Source organism: uncultured Microbulbifer sp. (genome assembly GCF_947504145.1).
GTDB lineage: Bacteria > Pseudomonadota > Gammaproteobacteria > Pseudomonadales > Cellvibrionaceae > Microbulbifer.
The window spans coordinates 187,819-203,094 of sequence record NZ_CANNGQ010000002.1; the positions used below are offsets into that span (position 1 = coordinate 187,819).

The following is a 15,276-nucleotide window of genomic DNA, read 5'->3' on the forward strand; positions in this document are numbered from 1 at the left end:
GATCGCTGATCCAGACCATCACCTCACGGAGCGAAAGATGAAGGCCAACAATATTCTCGAAACCATCGGCAACACGCCCCATGTGCGGATCAACAACCTGTTCCGGGACGATATCGAAGTGTGGATGAAGGTCGAGCGCTTCAACCCTGGTAGCAGCATCAAGGACCGGATTGCCCTGGGCATGATCGAGGATGCAGAAAAGTCTGGCGCACTGAAGCCCGGCGGTGTGATTGTCGAGCCCACTTCCGGGAATACCGGTATTGGTCTTGCCATGGTGGCTGCGGTAAAGGGCTACCGCCTGATCCTCACTATGCCGGAATCCATGTCGGTGGAGCGTCGCAAGATCATGAAAGCGCTGGGGGCGGAGTTGGTGCTTACTCCCAAGGAGAAGGGTATGCCCGGGGCGATTGCCATGGCGGAAGAGATTCTCGCGCAGCACGATAACAGCTGGATGCCGCAGCAGTTCAAAAACCCGGCAAATGTGACTGCGCACAAGAACACCACCGCTCGGGAAATTCTCGCCGACTTTCCGGAAGGGCTGGACTTCCTGATCACCGGTGTCGGCACCGGCGGACATATCACCGCGTGTGCGCAACTACTCAAAGAGTCCATGGGCAATCTGCAGGTGCTGGCGGTGGAGCCGGAGAAGTCTCAGGTCATCGCCGGTGGTGAAAAAGGTATGCATCGCCTGCAGGGTATCGGTGCCGGCTTTGTACCGGAAGTGCTCGACAAGTCGTCGCTTGATGGCACCATCGCCGTCACTGAGGAAGACAGCTTTGACATGGCCCGCCAGTGTGCATTGAAAGAGGGCATTTTCATCGGCATATCATCCGGCGCATCGCTTGCGGCATTGAAGCGCCGCGAAAAAGACCTGGATCCCGGCAGCCGAGTACTGGTATTCAGCTACGACACCGGCGAGCGTTATCTGTCGATTGAAGACCTGTTTAGTGCCTGATTCGGAGCCCAAGATCGATAAAACTGGCAGCGGCAGGATCCATCGACAAATCCTGCCGCGAGCCGCGTATAATTCCCCGCTTCTGACTTTTAAAGCCCTCTAGTGGGGAAATTATGGACAACGATCATGGATAACAAAGTAAGCAGGGATCTGCTGGATCAGGTCATTTCTATTTCAGTGCGGGCCGGCGAGGCGATCCTGGAAGTGTACAACGCCAGCGGTGACATCGAGGTCGACACCAAGTCCGACGATTCCCCGGTCACCGCAGCAGATCTGGCCGCACACAACATTCTTGCGCCGGCGCTGGAACAGCTGGTACCGGGGGTTCCGGTCCTCTCCGAAGAAGGCGAAATGCCCTCGTTTGATGTGCGCAGCCAGTGGGAGCGCTACTGGATCATCGACCCGCTGGATGGCACCAAGGAATTTATCCGTCGCAACGGCGAGTTCACCGTCAACGTAGCGCTGATTGAAAACGGCGAGCCGGTACTGGGGGTGGTGCATGTGCCGGTGCTGGATATCACCTACGCGGGTGCCAAATCTCTGGGTGCGTTCAAACGCGATAGCGCGGGTGAAACGCCGATTTCCGTGCGCGCCATGGCGCCACGTCTGGACGGCAAGCAGCCCATCGAAGTGGTGGCCAGCCGCAGTCATGGTGCCGGTGCCGTAGACACGCTGCTGTCTCGGATTGAGGGCACCCTGGGCCAGACCGGCCTCAAGAATATGGGCAGCTCACTGAAATTGTGCCTGGTGGCGGAAGGTGCCGCAGACCTCTACCCGCGCCTCGCACCGACCTGCGAGTGGGATACCGCCGCCGCCCAGGCCGTGGTGGAAGCCGCCGGCGGTGTCGTGGTGGACGATCAGTTCGAACTGCTGCGGTACAACCAGAAAGAAGCGTTGCTGAATCCGTTTTTCTATGTGATCGGCGACCGCGCTTTCGACTGGAAGTCTCTTTTGTTGGCGTGATTCCGGCAGAGTGGAAAATCTGGTCTAGGCTTAACCTTATAGTCCGGCTGTCGCGTGGTTTTTGACGACGGCCGGTCATTACAAGGTACCGCCTATGACCAGTGTCCGCAGTACAACCAGCTACTCGCACGTCAATATCAGCGAGCCTGAAACCCGCCATCTCCGCCAGCGCCTGGAAGTGGAAATTACCTGGCTTTCACGGCAGATGCAGGAGCTGAAGGGCGCCAACGAATCCCCGGATATCTCTCTTCTCCAGACCTACCGGGAAATGATCTTTTCCCGCCGCGCCCTGCTCGGGCGAATCCCTCGCTGAACATCCTGTTCCCGGGCATTTTTGTATGGTTAATTCTCGCGAAATAAAAATTTGCGCCCGGTTTGCCCGTGGTGAATATTCGCCTGTTGCGCGGCGCTTGGGTTTGGTAGGAAATTTTTCGCAAAAATTGCAGTGGTCTCTTTAATCGTCGCGTAAATATTTTCCTCGCCGAGAATTTTGTTCAAGTTCCGGTAATTAGGTCTACGCTTGGTGGGATAAAAGTTAACGTAAAAGAGAAATTCCCATGCGCTACCCGGTCGTGGTCCACAACATCGAATTTGCCGGTTACGGTGCTATCGCACCGGATCTTCCTCACTGCCATTGCCATGGTGAAACGCTCGAAGGCGCCCTGCAAAAAATGGCGGAAACCATCGTTGAGCGCCTGGATGAACTGGAAGCTGCGGGCGACCCGCCGCCGCAGGCCGGCGAGTTGGATCTGCTGCGGAAAAATCCCGCCTTTGCCGGTGGCGTCTGGGCCATCATCGATATTGAACAAAATGCGTTGAGTCCGAAATCCTGACTCGCAGCTGTGCAGGGATAGTGAATTCACAGCAATCGAACCAACATTAAACGCGCTTCAAATAAAGAAAACGTAATTTCTGAACCAGTTAAAAACCAAGGACGGTGACAATGAAAGGTCTGGTATTCCTTCTGGCTCTGTTCGCTTCCAGTGCGGCACTGGCCCAATGGAACAACCCAATCGACGGCTACTGCAATGGCGAGTACCACATCGTGGGTACGGTCGGGCTCGGCGTCGGCGAACTGCAGATTAATGATGAACAGGACTTTGCCGGCTACGGCAGTATCGGCGTCACGCCGGACGTCGGGATCTGGCAGGTCGAATTGCGGTACACCGGGTTTGACGACGGCAGTATTTCAGTAGACCAGTGGGGTATCGGTGCCAAGGTCGATTTTACCGTGACCTGTGACGTGCAATGCCTGTACTGGATGGTGGGCTGGAACTACGGCAGTTTCGACGTCGACACCATTGAAAAGCGCGATGTGCTCTATGTGGTCGACGGTGAGACAGAGGACAATTATTGGAATGCCGGTGTAGGCTACCGCTACAACTGGACCAAGGAGTTTGATACCTCCATCGAATACAACTACAACGATGTGGACGCCCGGGTCTGGGTCAACGATGGCGTTGACGATGTGCGGCTCAATTTCGGCCATATGCGTACACTCACAGTGAACTTCAGTTACCGTTTTTAGCCGATAAAAATCCCAACCCGGCGCCGGTAAACGCGACGGGTTGGTACCTCAATCAGAACGCGTAACCCAGGCTCATATTCAGGCCGTTCTCCCGGCCCAGCTGATAGCCGTTGTAGTGCGCGGCCAGGTTGCTGGTCCACTCCAGTCCAAGCCGGACACCGGCCAGCGCGCCAGTTTGCGGCACCAGGTTGGCACCCACCGCCGCCTCTACAAATTCCCCGCCGTAGTTGGCCTGTAAATCCGACGGGCTGGAATGATTGTGCGGGCCATTGTAGTGGCCGTTGATATCGTGCTGTTTGGTATAGCCGAGACGGGCAGAGACGCTCACCCAGTCAGCGAGCCGATAAGCACTCCAGGCAGTGGCAGAGTAGCGCTCGCCAAATTGGAAGCCCGAATCGTTTTCTTCCTGTATCGGCAGGCGCGCGCTGCCCTGTGCGCCCCAGCTCAGGCTGTTGCGGCCACTGGTGTAGGTGATCGAAGGCATCAGGTCCCAGGTGCCGGTGCCCAGCTGCATGCCATAGTGCACGAAAGTGCCGTCTGCATTTTTCAGGTCCACATTACCGGTGGGTGCACTGATGCCGAGCGTTGCGTGCAGGTTGTAATCTGCATCGTTTGCGAGACGGAACAGACCGGCAAAGATGGTATCGCCGGTGCCACTGGTGCCGTGGCTGTGGCTGCCGTGCATTTCCATGGAGTGATCCATTTCACCCATGCCGTCCATCCCACTCATATCACCCATGCCGCCGTCCATGCCCGCCATGGCCGAGTCACCGTGTATATGCGAGCCTTCGGTCATGGCCATGGTCATATCCATCGACATCGTCTGTGGCATAAACATCAGGGTCAGGTTGTCGTTTACCGCGTACATGATGTCCAACATATGCATTTCCATGGTCATGCCTGTGGGCATCATGGAAAAGCCCGCGGCATTGAGCGCGGCGCTGGACGTCTTGTCCGAACCGCGATAAATCCCCGAGAATTCCTCGCGCATATAGCGGTAACCGACCATCCATTCTCCCTGGCTGTGCAGGTGGTCTGTCATGACGCCGGCGGGTGCATGGCTTTCAGGCAGGTAGGCGGGTGCCACCTGGTCATGGCCCAGTGCGGGTGTGCTTGTGAGGGCGAGAGAAAGAGAGAGCGGGGCAGAGCAGATAAGTAGCTTCGCATGACGAATCATGGGGGCGTTCCTTGTGTAGGCATTGTTCGGTCACATGTGTGCACCCTGTTGGGCACTCAGGGTATGTGCAGGTCCATTCGCAACCGGAGCCTAACACCCACTACATCAGAGTCACCCCGCCGCGACGAAATGCCTCACCTCATTCAATGTACACGCTTCCATGCCCAGGCAAGCCCGATACTTCTGCGAGCAACGTTCAGCTCGCCTGGGTCTTTAGAGCCGGCCACTGCGCTTCAGTTGCCAGTAGGTTTCCACTAGCGACATATGCATTTCCGATGGCAGCGCGTCCGCAAGAATCGTATTGCGTGCGCGCAGTTGTTGCAGCAGCCGCCCGCGACGTGCAACAAAATCTTTTCCCGCGCTGTTCAGTAGTGCGCTTTCAAAATCCGCCACCGGTTTTTCCAGTAACTCATCCAGTGCCCGCTCCCGCAGGCAGGCCACCATTACCAGGTGGTGGCGGGAGAGCTGCTGTACTGCGGCAGTCAGGTCTTCGCTGTCTTCATCCCGGACATTGGTGAGCAGAATCACCAGTGCGCGCCGCTGCTGCCGGGCCAGCAACTGCTCCGCAGCAGCGGTGTAATCGCTGTGGGCGGTGCCCGAATGCAGATCGTACACGTGATTCAGCAGCAGGTTGATAGCACCCTCACCTTTCACCGGCGGCAGGCGGCTGTGGGTGCCGGCAAAACACTGCAGGCCGACGGCGTCACCCTGGCGAATGGCCACATAGGCGGAAAGCAGCAGTGCATTGAGGGCGTGATCGAAATGGCTGAGATCACCGTCGCGGGTGCGCATTCGCCGGCCGCAGTCCAGCAGGAAAATGATCTCCTGGTCCCGTTCGTCCTGATATTCGCGGCTGATGAGTTTCTGCATGCGCGCACTGGCCCGCCAGTCTACCTGGCGTTGGCTGTCGCCCTGGCGGAATTCCCGCAGCTGGCGGAAGTCCAGCCCCTCGCCGCGACGCTGCTGCTGATGCACGCCGAGGTAGCGCAGGGACTGCTCTGTGGACAGGGCCTGCAGCGAGGAAATACCGAGAAAATTGGGATAGACCTTCACATCCTGGGCTTCGCCCAGCAGCACCCGGCACTGCCACAATTGCCACGGCGACGAGACCAGTGCCTCTACCCTGCCAAAGCCGGCGAGGCCGCGGTGTACGGGCGTCGCTTTATAGTGCGCGTGAATTTCCTGGTCCGGCGCTAACCGGATCTGTATTGGGAGGTTGGCACTGCGCAGCTGCACAGGTAATTGGTCGGATACCAGTAACGACAGTGGGCGCACACCACGGTTGTGCAGGCGCAGGCCAATTTCCTGCTCTACCCCCAGGGCGAGGTTGCCGGGCAGGTTGCGCTGGCCGTTCAGCCCTTCGCAGCGGCGGCCCGTGGCGAAGTCCAGCAGTGCGGCCAGTGCCAGTGCTCCGAGACCCAGCCACCAGACGCTGGCGAGGATTGCCGCCGCAGCGGGCCACCAGATGCGCGCAGCCGTTACCGCCAGTGCGCAGCCGGCGGCAATCAGCAGCAGCCGGATCAGTAGCGGAGAGGGCTTCACAGCCGCGGTGCCTCCACGGATTCGACGATCTGTGCCAGTACCGAGTCGGCAGTCTCGCCGTCGATCTCCATATCTGGTGATACCGCCACGCGGTGGCGCATTACCGGAATGGCCATCGCCTTGATGTCGTCTGGCAGCACAAATTCACGCCCTTCCAGCAGGGCGTGGGCGCGGGCGGCGAGCATCAGGCCGATACTGGCGCGGGGGCCGGCGGCGCGACGCAGCTGGGAAGATTCGCGGGTGGCGCGGACCAGGCGTACGGCGTAACTCAGTACCTGCTGGTCCACCTGGATCTGTGGCACCAGTGCCTGCAGTTGCTGCAGTTCGTCGGCATCGAATACGGCACTTACCGCATTGCGCAGTGTGCTTTCGATGTGTCCGCCACTGGCGGCGGCCGCCAGCTGTTCTTCCGCCTGCTGGCTGGGGAAATCAATGAGTACTTTTAACAGGAAGCGATCCAGTTCCGCCTCCGGCAGCGGGTAGGTGCCCTCCTGCTCCACCGGGTTCTGGGTGGCCAGCACCATAAACGGCTGCGGGGTTGCGTGGGTCTCGCCGTCGATGGTGACCTGATGTTCCTGCATCACTTCCAGCAGCGCCGCCTGGGTCTTGGCCGGGGCGCGGTTGATTTCGTCTGCCAGTAGCAGGTTGGTGAACACCGGGCCGCGGCGCACTTCAAAGCGGCTCTCCGCCATGTGGTAGATAGCGTGACCAGTGACATCGGCAGGCATCAGATCGGGAGTGAACTGGATGCGGCGGAAGTCGCCACCGAAGCCGCGCGCAAGGCTGCGCACCAGCAGTGTTTTGCCGAGGCCCGGCACCCCTTCGAGCAGCACGTGGCCGCCGGCCAGCAGTGCGATCAGCACCTGGTCCACTACGGCCTGCTGGCCGATAACCACCTGATTGATGCGCTCGCGCAGTGTGTTGACCCGTGCGCTGGCCTGTTGCCAGCGGTTGTCACTTTGCGGTTCAGCGCTAACGGGATTCTGGTTCAGCGTTGATTCACTGATGGTGGATTCGCTCATAGGGCGGCCTCGATGATCTGAATGCTGCGCAGTCGCGCGGTAAAGTCGTCTTGATGGATGGGCGCCGGGGCCCACAGGGTGTCAAAAATTTCCTGCGCCGAGAGGCCGGTTTTTTCCGCTATGGACTGGGCGATCTGTCGCTCTGCGCCTGGTTGCCGGTTTCGTACCAGCTTTTTCAGCAGTGGCTTGCGCGCCTGGTCAAACAGCAGCACGGCCCGGTTCTGGCGCCAGTAAAAATGTCCGCAGGCGCGGATATGTTCCATTAGCGAGCGGCGTTCACTGGCGGCGGGTGGTGCCATGGGGCCAAAGCGGCGGCTGCGGTTAGCGATCCAGGCGATGAGTGCGAGCAGTCCGGCAAAAAACAGTTCCAGGGTGTAGCGCTGGATCAGTGTGCCGAGCGTATCGAATCTGGGCTGGGTGATCATCACCAGGGCGCGCTCGCCCACCAGGTGGGCAAGAAAGTAGGCGTGATCGAATTCGCCAATGCGATCGTTCCGCCACAGGCCGCCGTCGGTCATCAGTGTCATGCGACCGCGGCCGCGCTCGTAATACACCAGCGGCGATTGAGTGGAGATTTTCTGAAAGGGCACCCAGTGCAGAGGGTTGCCATCCACGTCCGCATCCCTGTCGACGTCAGTGCCCTGGCCCATCATTTCGTGGGTAAACACCTTGCCGGGATCAAAGTAGAGGGCGTAGCTGGCACCGCTGTCGCTGGTTAGATTGACCAACCGCTCCGGGTCGACATCCGGGTTGCGGGGCGCTGACTCTTCCGCCGTCTCGTTGTCATCCGACACCGCTGGCGCTTCACCGCTGCTTTCTTCTTCTGCCAGCTTGCGGTTGTGGTCGCGCATCATTTCGCTGGCGGTCTTGCCCTGCAGGTCACTCGCGTCCTCGCCGAAGACCTCGCGCACCTGGCGATTGAAGTAGAGATCCAGGTCTCCGTTGGTCACTTCCAGCCCGAGGGTTGCCAGCAGCAGGTCCTGCTCGTTGTCACCGTCGCCACGGTGGGCGATGACAATAGCGTGGCCACCGGCTTCGATCCAGTCGAGCAATTCCCTCAGGCGGTCCTGGTTGTACACCTGGCTGGAACTGGCGAGAAACAGAGCGTCGCCGTCGTCCAGGGTGGAAACGATGGAAATATTGTCCGCGCGGCGATGATGGATATCCAGCTGGTCGAGGAACTGTTGTGCGGCGAGAAATGGGTTGCGGCGAGCCTCGGGGCCAAAGCCGAGATCAACTTCTTCCGTGTGCCGTTCGAAGAAGTACAAAAACAGGGTGCAGGCGGCGGTCAGCAGCAACAGGGTCCAGACGATGGCGATACGGCTCAGTTTCACGGCTGCACCTCCTGTTTTTGATCGCGGTTACGGCCGCGTTCTCTGTCGCGATCGCGGATCGAATCTGTCTCGTGAAATACCTGCTGCCACTGGGTGCAGAGGTTTTCCAGTTGGGTACTTTGCGGTGGCTGGTGTGCGTAGGCCTGGCGTTGCCAGGTTTTTGTGAGCAGTCCAAAAAACTGTACCAGGGCGGGCTGCAGGCGCGGGTCCCGCTCCGCTTCCTGCCGTACCAGCAGCGCACACTCGGCTTCGGTGTGGTGGTCGCGGAACGCGCAGTCGAAGCGGGAGATCAGATTGGACAGGCTGGCCCGGTACAACAGTCCCATGGCCTCCCGTTGCTGGCCTGCGTTCCACAAGCGCAGTACTTCGTTGGTGACATCATCGGGCAGGCTTTCGCGGCGCACGTCCAGCCCGAACAGGGTTTCAGGGGTGTGACTCTCGGCAATTTTTTTCATCGGGCGGTAGCCAAGCAGTCCGCGCAGATGATCGCGGAAATGCCACAGCAGGTAAGCGACCAGGCTGATGGCGAGAATCCACAGCAGCACTTCGATGATGCCCGCAAGTAATGGACCGATACTCAGGTCTTCATCGGCGCCTTCGTCGATGTCGTCGTCACCGCCGAGCCCTTCCAGCCACTCGATAAACGCGATAAACCAGTCGGGGAAGCGGTATTCGCGGGATTCGAAATCCCGCAGTCGCCAGTTGCTGACCTTTTCTCGCTGGTGGAACTCGTCCTGTGCCAGTACCTCGTCGATCAGTACTTCTGACTGTGCCGGAGTGGCGGCGTCGGCGTGTGCCGGTTGCGGACCGGCGAGGGTAGTGAGGAATAGCAGGCTGAGTGCGCAGACCAGAGAGGCCGCAGTCGATGTGGTTTTCGCGGTGCTGTGAGGTTGTGCGGTGCGTTGCTGCCGGGCGTCCAGCCGCGCGCGCAGTTTGCGAAAGTGAATCTCGATATCCCAGGCTTCCAGGTCCACCCGCCGGCCGATGTACAGCATGAATCCACCGCAGACATAAAAGGGTGCGACAGCGGCCATGATCAGCAGGCTGCAGCCGTTGGCGATCCATGCGTAGGTTGCATTGCTGTCGTTTAGGATCGGCATCCAGTCTATTTCCAGCTGTTCGGGCAGCATCAGGTAGAGGAGTGCTGCCAGTCCCATCCCCAGAATCATTTCCACATGCACGCCGACAATATGCAGCCAGCTGGCCGCATTGGCGGCTTTGCGATGCAGCAGGGAGATGCGTGTAGACCGCGCTTTGCCGCGCGCGTTTTCCAACACCGTAACCGGTAGATCGAAAGCGCGGGTAAAACTGAGACGGCGCCAGGTCAGCCACGCAAACCAGTCTGTGCGATTGGCGCGGCGGAACTGGACGAGGGCCTCGCGGTTGCTCATGGGCTCGTTGAACAGCTTGCGGCTGGCCACCAGTAGCGGCAGGCGATCGAACAGGGGTTTCAGCCACCACACGGCAAAGATGACCCAGTTGGGGCTGTCTGAAAATAGCAGGGCGAGCACCAGGAACAGCACGGCGGCTGGCAGCAACCACAGGGTAGCCAGCTGCAGCCAGTGCCGGCGCGCCAACAGAATGCCCAGGTCGATGGATTCCCAACTGGAGCGCTGGCGTGCGCGTACGGCGAGTCGATCGAGATTCACAGCCGGCCTCCCGCACTTGGGGTGGTGGGCAGGCGTCTGCCGGCCAGAAAGCAGTAACCCAGCACCAGCAGCCAGAAAAAACTGCCTACGGCGAGTTTCACCGCAATGCTGACTTCGGTACTGGAAGACCAGAAAGCTTCGAGGAAGGCGGCGATCACCAGCATCAGGAAAGTGCCGTACATGATTTTCATCGCCTCGCGCCCGGCTTCGCGCAGGGATTGCCGGCGGGTCATATTACCGGGCGATACCAGCGAATGACCCAGGCGCAGTCCAGCGGCGCCGGCGAATACGATGGCGGTCAGTTCAAAGGCGCCGTGGCCTATCACAAACGGATAGAACGTCGTAACAAACCCCACCCGGGTGATGTGCCCGAATATCGCGCCGAGAAACACGCCGTTGAACACGATAAAAAATATGGAGCCAATACCGAACAGAATACCGGAGGCAAAGGTGCGAAAGGCGATGCCGATATTGTTCTTGATATAAAACCCGAACATCTGCAGGTCGGTATCGGAGCCGCGCTCGCGGCCCAGTACCTGGTTGGCCGGGTCGTACATGGACTCGATCTGCAGCACCTGCTCGGGGGACAGGACGGCGTAGACCAGGGAATCATTAAAGTAACTGCCGAGGCCCATCACCAGTGCCGGTGCCAGAAACAGTGCGCAGGACAGCCATACAAACCGGGCCTGTTCGCGCAGGGCGCGCGGGAAGCCGCTAAACAGGTATTCCAGCCAGCGATTCCTGGAAACGGACTTTTCCTGATACAGGCGTTGGTGGCAGGCCATCACCAACTGGTTGAGCCGCGCGATCAGGTTGCTGGTGTACTGGCGCTCCTTGGCGACGGCCAGCTGCTGGCACAGGCGACGGTAGCTCGCCGGCAGGTCCTCAACCATCGCGCTGCCGTTGGCTTCAATCGGTGCGTGTTTACAGTAGCCGGCGAGGGTGTTTTCCAGCTGCAGCCACAGGCTCTGGTGGCGCTGTTCAAAATCCCGCTGTTTCATTGGCCACCCACTTGTCTATCGGCACTTCTCAGGTTGTCGTCCGCGGAGCGCGCGCCGAGCAACCAGCGGCCGATGCCGTGCAATCGATTCAGTCCGTCGTCGCCGGGTTTGCCGGTCACGGGTTGCAGCAGATCCGCCAGTTCCTGTTGCCGGGCGCGGCTCAATTCACCGCTGCGCTCAACAAGGCTCACGATGGCTTGCTGGTCTTCCAGTTGCAGCCCCCGCGGTGGTGCCATGGGGGTGACCTGGGGCAGTGCGGCCGGTGCCGCCGCCTGGTCCCGGTGAACGACAAGGGTGCCGGCAGCGTGGTCACCCAGGCGCTGGAAATCCCGGCTGCAGGTCATGCTGATAATCCCGGCGCAATAACCGAACGGCAGGAAATCCGCAAAGCGCAACAGGTTGCGCATGATGGAAGGGCCCCAGCCGATGGGCGTGAGATTGTCGTTCACTACGGCGATAGAAAAGGCCCGCTTGCCCGGGGTCTGGCCTCCGCGCAACACTTCAAAAACAACCGGGTAAAACCACTCCAGCAGGAATGAAATCAGTAGCCAGAGTCCAACCCCGGCGTTGCCGGCAAAAGTGACCGCAATTCCCAAAATGACAAGGATCACCGTCCGGTAAAAGAGATCGACCGAGTAGGCCAGCAGGCGCGGAACAGGGCCGGCTAATCGGCTGGTGAGATCGATACCCTCGGGCGTTTCAATTTCGTACAGGGTGTCGAGGCCGGTGATTTCGGCAGACGGATTCGGCGAGTGGGGTTGCGTGCTGGAATTGTGCATCGGGCAGAGCTACGGCTTGGGCGGCATGGAATGCTGGCGGGTGGTGAGCAGTTGCAAACGGCAGCGGCGGAAAGGCAATTTGAAGAACCTTTCCGCCGCGGGGAAATCAGATTTCCGGGTTGGTTTCATGTCCGCCAAACATATTGCGATACAGAATGCCGTAGGCAATGCTGAGGGTCGGAATCGCCCAGATCAGGCCGATAATCAGCGCCAGAAAACCGGCGATGTACAACAGCATCATCACGATGAAAAAGCCGAACACGGGGAACCAGTGTTTGGTTACCGCTTTGCGGGAGGTCTCCAGTGCCTGCCAGGGACCGAGGTTCTTGTCCACGATCAGCGGCAGCAGCATCATGTAGCCGATCATCAGGTAAATACCGGGCAGAACCAGCAGTACAAAGCCGAGGCCTACCAGCAGGTACATCAGGATCATACCCAGTGCCAGCGGCAGGACTTTGTCAAAATGGGCAAACACCTCGGTCGCGGAAACTTCTTCGTCCCGTGCGATTTTGACGCCGATCATCATCATGCCGGCAATGACTGGGGTGGTGCCAACAAGGATGATCAGGTTGGACAGGATAGCGCCAACGCCGGCGTTGGCTTCCGGGTTGGAAAGCGATTGGCCGGTAATCAGTGAGGCCACAACGGCAATAGCAATATAGGCCACCATATACAGCAGCAGACCCAGCCAAATGGTGCCCTTGTTGCCTTTGGTTTTGGCCCAGGCCTCACTCAGAGTATCGCCGATGGCGACCTGGTAATCCCCCGCCAGTGCACCGGGGATGGACCCCATATTGGCGCTGCTGGCCTGGTCCCCTGCCAGTTCAGCCTGGGGCGCATTGTAAATATCACTGCTCATGGTCGAAATTCCTTGATCGAATTTTTTGTCTTTATTGATGCCGGCGGTAGTTCCGAGTCCGGTCTCCCTGTAACAATCCGATACCGGCAACAGGGCCTGCAACGATAACACAGGTAAAGCGATGGTTGGCGCCATAACCCCGTCGGTGTAAGCGTGTGTAATTGGCGCCATCATGACGCTACTATTGCGCTCTGTTGTCTGATAGAAATGGTGGATGGTTGATGGAAAAGCGGTTGATGGGGAAGTTGCTGGTGAAACTAGCGCTGTGCCTGGTTGTGATTGCGGCTGTCTATGCCGCGCTGCCCTGGTACTCCGCGAAACAGCTGATCGAGGCTGCCCACCACGAAGATACGGCTGCACTCGAGCGCTATGTCGACTTTCCGCAATTGCGCTTCAACATTCGCCGGCGGCTCAACGACGAAGTGCAGGAATCCGTCGGCACCAATGTGCCCCCGGAGCTGGGCGGCCTGCTCACGGCCGGAGCCGATCTGATTCTCGGGCCGCTGGTGGATCGGCTGATCAGCCCCCAGGGGATTTCCGATCTGATCCAGGGGCAGAAAGACTGGCGCGAGCTCGAGCGCGACCTGGAACGGGCGCTTGGCGGTGCTGGAGCTTCGCCACCGTCCGCTCCATCGACTTCACTATCTCCACAGCAGCCACCAGCACCACCCTCTGCGACTGAGGACAAAGTCGCGGCGGATCCGCACGATCATCACTGGCGACTTCGCCACTGGTATTTCAGCGGGCTCAATACGGTCGGTGTCATCTGTGGGAATAAAGAAGATGATACCGGGGTGAAGCTTTTACTGCGGCGCAGCGGCCTGCGCTGGCAGCTGGTGGATATGCATCTAATCAATTCAGAAAACGGGGAATAACGAGAATGGCAATTGCACTGGAAATGCACGACTCAAAAAATGTATTTGGTGAGGCACTTATTCCCTGTAGTAGCGACCCGCTGACCGGATTTTTCCGCGATGGCTGCTGTAATACCAACGATCAGGATCTGGGCTCTCATACCGTGTGTGTCGAGGTGAGCCGGGATTTTCTGCGCTTTTCCCGCGAGCGCGGCAATGACCTGAGTACGCCTGTCGAAGAGTTTGGTTTTCCTGGACTGAATCCCGGTGACCGCTGGTGCCTGTGCGCAGCGCGCTGGCTGGAAGCCCAACAGGCCGATATGGCACCGCGGGTATTTTTACAGCGCACCCATGTACGCGCTCTGGAAATTGTGCCACTGGAAGTGTTGCGTGAGTACGCGGCAGATCTGAATTGACAGAGGCTGGAAAAGGCCGTGATACAGGAAGAAGGCGGTAGAGAAAAGGCGCAGGTATTCGCAGAAATTAAAAGCGCTCTGAAGCAAGCCATCCTGGCTTACCCAGAGCCAGCCTCACGGCTGATAACCAACTCACAGGATGAACATTGTTGGTGAGCGCGGTTTCCGTTCCGGCTGGTGACTCTCTTCAGAGTCGCCCTGCCCGCTCAGTGGATAGAATGCGCCGGTAGCGCGGATTAAACAATAGCCCTTTTTAGCCCAATTCGATGAAGCTTCCATGAAACTGTGACCGGACTGCGGTGTTTCGTTCTCGTCTGACTAAATTAACCCTTCATTCATGCATTTCGAAATCAGCTGACCGGTGGTTTTACAGTCGGCTTTTTTCAGAATGTTTTTCCTGTGGTTTTTCACCGTGTTGGGAGAAATATTCATGATGCTGGCAATATCGATGCTGGTTCTCCCTGCAGAGAGCAGGTCGAGAACTTCAAGTTCCCGCTTGGTAAATACCGATTGGGTGGCCATGGGCCTGTCTTGCTCATCGAATACGTCGATGTTGAGAAAGCTTTCCTGGCCGTGCAGATTGAGCAGCGAGAGTTTGTAATTGTTGCGAGTGGTCAGGTGAGAAATGTCGGTATGGATACCGAGGGTTTTTGTTACCCCGCCATTGTCATCGGTGGCCAGAATAATCGCCTGATGGTTGAAAAGTCGGTAACTGCCGTCGGCCACACGCAGGCGCCCACTGTAGGAAATTTTGTAATCCGTTACCCGCTCGATGCCAATCCGGTGTTTGATGATGGAAAGCGCGGTTTCTTCGGCGCGCGCGGCAAATGGCATATCTTCCGGGTGGCCCCGATCGATGATGGATTGAATGGTGGTGGTCTTGTGATTCAGCCCCAGAATACTTTCGATCGCCGGACTGACCAGCATCGGCTTTTCCAGATTGAAAAAATCGAGCACATAGTAATAAGCGCTGCCGGCGCTGAATGTAGTCGCAATAAACTGGTCCAGTTCATGGCGCTGGTGCGAGCTATCCGTATCCTTTTTGGCAAAAAAATCGGGAATATTATGCCAGGCGCGATGTATCAGGCTTTTTTCCGGTTGTAAAAAATCTGATGCCATTGGCTCCGCCCCGTCGATTTTTTCTTGTTCGTGCCAGCACCGGTCCCTGACCCGTGCCGAATTGTGATTTTCGTCACA

General features: G+C 58.5%; 16 protein-coding genes. 7 read left to right on the forward strand and 9 right to left on the reverse strand.

What is annotated here, in order from left to right; translation table 11 throughout:
- Nucleotides 1–37: 37 nt before the first annotated feature.
- The 5 genes from cysK to Q1A74_RS07380 all read left to right on the forward strand — a co-directional run bounded on the left by cysK (nucleotide 38) and on the right by Q1A74_RS07380 (nucleotide 3,446).
- Nucleotides 38–955: a cysteine synthase A gene (cysK, locus tag Q1A74_RS07360; protein ID WP_299594222.1), complete on the forward strand. Its 918-nt coding sequence runs from the start codon at nucleotides 38–40 to the stop codon at nucleotides 953–955.
- Nucleotides 956–1,081: 126 nt separating this feature from the next.
- Nucleotides 1,082–1,918 carry a 3'(2'),5'-bisphosphate nucleotidase CysQ gene (gene cysQ, locus Q1A74_RS07365; RefSeq protein ID WP_299594224.1) on the forward strand — a complete coding sequence of 279 codons (837 nt, stop codon included), beginning with the start codon at nucleotides 1,082–1,084 and terminating at the stop codon, nucleotides 1,916–1,918.
- 94 nt (nucleotides 1,919–2,012) lie between these two features.
- Nucleotides 2,013–2,231 carry a hypothetical protein gene (locus Q1A74_RS07370; RefSeq protein WP_299594226.1) on the forward strand — a complete coding sequence of 73 codons (219 nt, stop codon included), beginning with the start codon at nucleotides 2,013–2,015 and terminating at the stop codon, nucleotides 2,229–2,231.
- Between the two features lie 244 nt (nucleotides 2,232–2,475).
- Nucleotides 2,476–2,751, forward strand: coding sequence for a type II toxin-antitoxin system HicB family antitoxin (locus tag Q1A74_RS07375; protein WP_299594228.1), 276 nt, complete (start codon nucleotides 2,476–2,478; stop codon nucleotides 2,749–2,751).
- Nucleotides 2,752–2,861: 110 nt separating this feature from the next.
- Nucleotides 2,862–3,446: an outer membrane beta-barrel protein gene (locus Q1A74_RS07380; RefSeq protein ID WP_299594230.1), complete on the forward strand. Its 585-nt coding sequence runs from the start codon at nucleotides 2,862–2,864 to the stop codon at nucleotides 3,444–3,446.
- A gap of 52 nt (nucleotides 3,447–3,498) precedes the next feature.
- Here Q1A74_RS07380 and Q1A74_RS07385 read toward each other — a convergent pair whose 3' ends face one another.
- The 8 genes from Q1A74_RS07385 to Q1A74_RS07420 form a co-directional block, all read right to left on the reverse strand.
- Nucleotides 3,499–4,623 (reverse strand): hypothetical protein, encoded by a 1,125-nt coding sequence (locus Q1A74_RS07385; RefSeq protein WP_299594232.1) that lies wholly within the window; start codon nucleotides 4,621–4,623, stop codon nucleotides 3,499–3,501.
- A 213-nt stretch (nucleotides 4,624–4,836) separates the two neighbouring features.
- The gene (locus Q1A74_RS07390; RefSeq protein ID WP_299594234.1) at nucleotides 4,837–6,165 is read right to left on the reverse strand and encodes a DUF58 domain-containing protein; all 1,329 of its coding nucleotides are present in this window, start codon (nucleotides 6,163–6,165) and stop codon (nucleotides 4,837–4,839) included.
- A complete protein-coding gene (locus Q1A74_RS07395) occupies nucleotides 6,162–7,187 on the reverse strand; it encodes a MoxR family ATPase (protein WP_299594236.1) in 1,026 nt (341 codons plus the stop codon). Before Q1A74_RS07395 ends, Q1A74_RS07390 begins: the two co-directional genes overlap by 4 nt.
- Nucleotides 7,184–8,521: a DUF4350 domain-containing protein gene (locus Q1A74_RS07400; RefSeq protein ID WP_299594238.1), complete on the reverse strand. Its 1,338-nt coding sequence runs from the start codon at nucleotides 8,519–8,521 to the stop codon at nucleotides 7,184–7,186. Before Q1A74_RS07400 ends, Q1A74_RS07395 begins: the two co-directional genes overlap by 4 nt.
- A complete protein-coding gene (locus tag Q1A74_RS07405; protein ID WP_299594240.1) occupies nucleotides 8,518–10,170 on the reverse strand; it encodes a hypothetical protein in 1,653 nt (550 codons plus the stop codon). Before Q1A74_RS07405 ends, Q1A74_RS07400 begins: the two co-directional genes overlap by 4 nt.
- Nucleotides 10,167–11,171, reverse strand: a complete 1,005-nt coding sequence (locus tag Q1A74_RS07410; protein WP_299594242.1) for a stage II sporulation protein M — start codon at nucleotides 11,169–11,171, stop codon at nucleotides 10,167–10,169. The genes Q1A74_RS07405 and Q1A74_RS07410 overlap by 4 nt, the downstream gene beginning before the upstream one ends.
- Entirely contained in the window at nucleotides 11,168–11,950 is a 783-nt protein-coding gene (locus Q1A74_RS07415) for an RDD family protein (RefSeq protein WP_299594244.1), read from the reverse strand. The genes Q1A74_RS07410 and Q1A74_RS07415 overlap by 4 nt, the downstream gene beginning before the upstream one ends.
- Nucleotides 11,951–12,056: 106 nt before the next feature.
- On the reverse strand, nucleotides 12,057–12,809 hold the full coding sequence (locus tag Q1A74_RS07420; protein ID WP_299594246.1) for a hypothetical protein: 753 nt from the start codon (nucleotides 12,807–12,809) through the stop codon (nucleotides 12,057–12,059).
- 221 nt (nucleotides 12,810–13,030) lie between these two features.
- Between Q1A74_RS07420 and Q1A74_RS07425 the strand changes: the two genes are divergently transcribed.
- Together Q1A74_RS07425 and Q1A74_RS07430 are read left to right on the forward strand one after the other, a co-directional pair.
- Entirely contained in the window at nucleotides 13,031–13,684 is a 654-nt protein-coding gene (locus Q1A74_RS07425; protein ID WP_299594248.1) for a DUF2939 domain-containing protein, read from the forward strand.
- Between the two features lie 5 nt (nucleotides 13,685–13,689).
- Complete coding sequence (locus Q1A74_RS07430) at nucleotides 13,690–14,079, forward strand: DUF2237 domain-containing protein (RefSeq protein WP_299594249.1); 390 nt, start codon at nucleotides 13,690–13,692, stop codon at nucleotides 14,077–14,079.
- 318 nt (nucleotides 14,080–14,397) lie between these two features.
- Here Q1A74_RS07430 and Q1A74_RS07435 read toward each other — a convergent pair whose 3' ends face one another.
- Entirely contained in the window at nucleotides 14,398–15,198 is an 801-nt protein-coding gene (locus tag Q1A74_RS07435) for a response regulator transcription factor (protein ID WP_299594251.1), read from the reverse strand.
- Between the last annotated feature and the right edge of the window lie 78 nt (nucleotides 15,199–15,276).

Excerpts from the sequence above, each read along its gene's own strand:
- cysK (WP_299594222.1), top strand. The coding sequence starts at position 38 with ATGAAGGCCAACAATATTCTCGAAACCATCGGCAACACGCCCCATGTG.
- cysQ (WP_299594224.1), top strand. The coding sequence starts at position 1,082 with ATGGATAACAAAGTAAGCAGGGATCTGCTGGATCAGGTCATTTCTATT.
- Q1A74_RS07430 (WP_299594249.1), top strand. The coding sequence starts at position 13,690 with ATGGCAATTGCACTGGAAATGCACGACTCAAAAAATGTATTTGGTGAG.
- Q1A74_RS07380 (WP_299594230.1), top strand. The coding sequence starts at position 2,862 with ATGAAAGGTCTGGTATTCCTTCTGGCTCTGTTCGCTTCCAGTGCGGCA.
- Q1A74_RS07410 (WP_299594242.1), bottom strand. The coding sequence starts at position 11,171 with ATGAAACAGCGGGATTTTGAACAGCGCCACCAGAGCCTGTGGCTGCAG.
- Q1A74_RS07375 (WP_299594228.1), top strand. The coding sequence starts at position 2,476 with ATGCGCTACCCGGTCGTGGTCCACAACATCGAATTTGCCGGTTACGGT.
- Q1A74_RS07415 (WP_299594244.1), bottom strand. The coding sequence starts at position 11,950 with ATGCACAATTCCAGCACGCAACCCCACTCGCCGAATCCGTCTGCCGAA.
- Q1A74_RS07425 (WP_299594248.1), top strand. The coding sequence starts at position 13,031 with ATGGAAAAGCGGTTGATGGGGAAGTTGCTGGTGAAACTAGCGCTGTGC.
- Q1A74_RS07420 (WP_299594246.1), bottom strand. The coding sequence starts at position 12,809 with ATGAGCAGTGATATTTACAATGCGCCCCAGGCTGAACTGGCAGGGGAC.
- Q1A74_RS07435 (WP_299594251.1), bottom strand. The coding sequence starts at position 15,198 with ATGGCATCAGATTTTTTACAACCGGAAAAAAGCCTGATACATCGCGCC.
- Q1A74_RS07370 (WP_299594226.1), top strand. The coding sequence starts at position 2,013 with ATGACCAGTGTCCGCAGTACAACCAGCTACTCGCACGTCAATATCAGC.
- Q1A74_RS07385 (WP_299594232.1), bottom strand. The coding sequence starts at position 4,623 with ATGATTCGTCATGCGAAGCTACTTATCTGCTCTGCCCCGCTCTCTCTT.
- Q1A74_RS07395 (WP_299594236.1), bottom strand. The coding sequence starts at position 7,187 with ATGAGCGAATCCACCATCAGTGAATCAACGCTGAACCAGAATCCCGTT.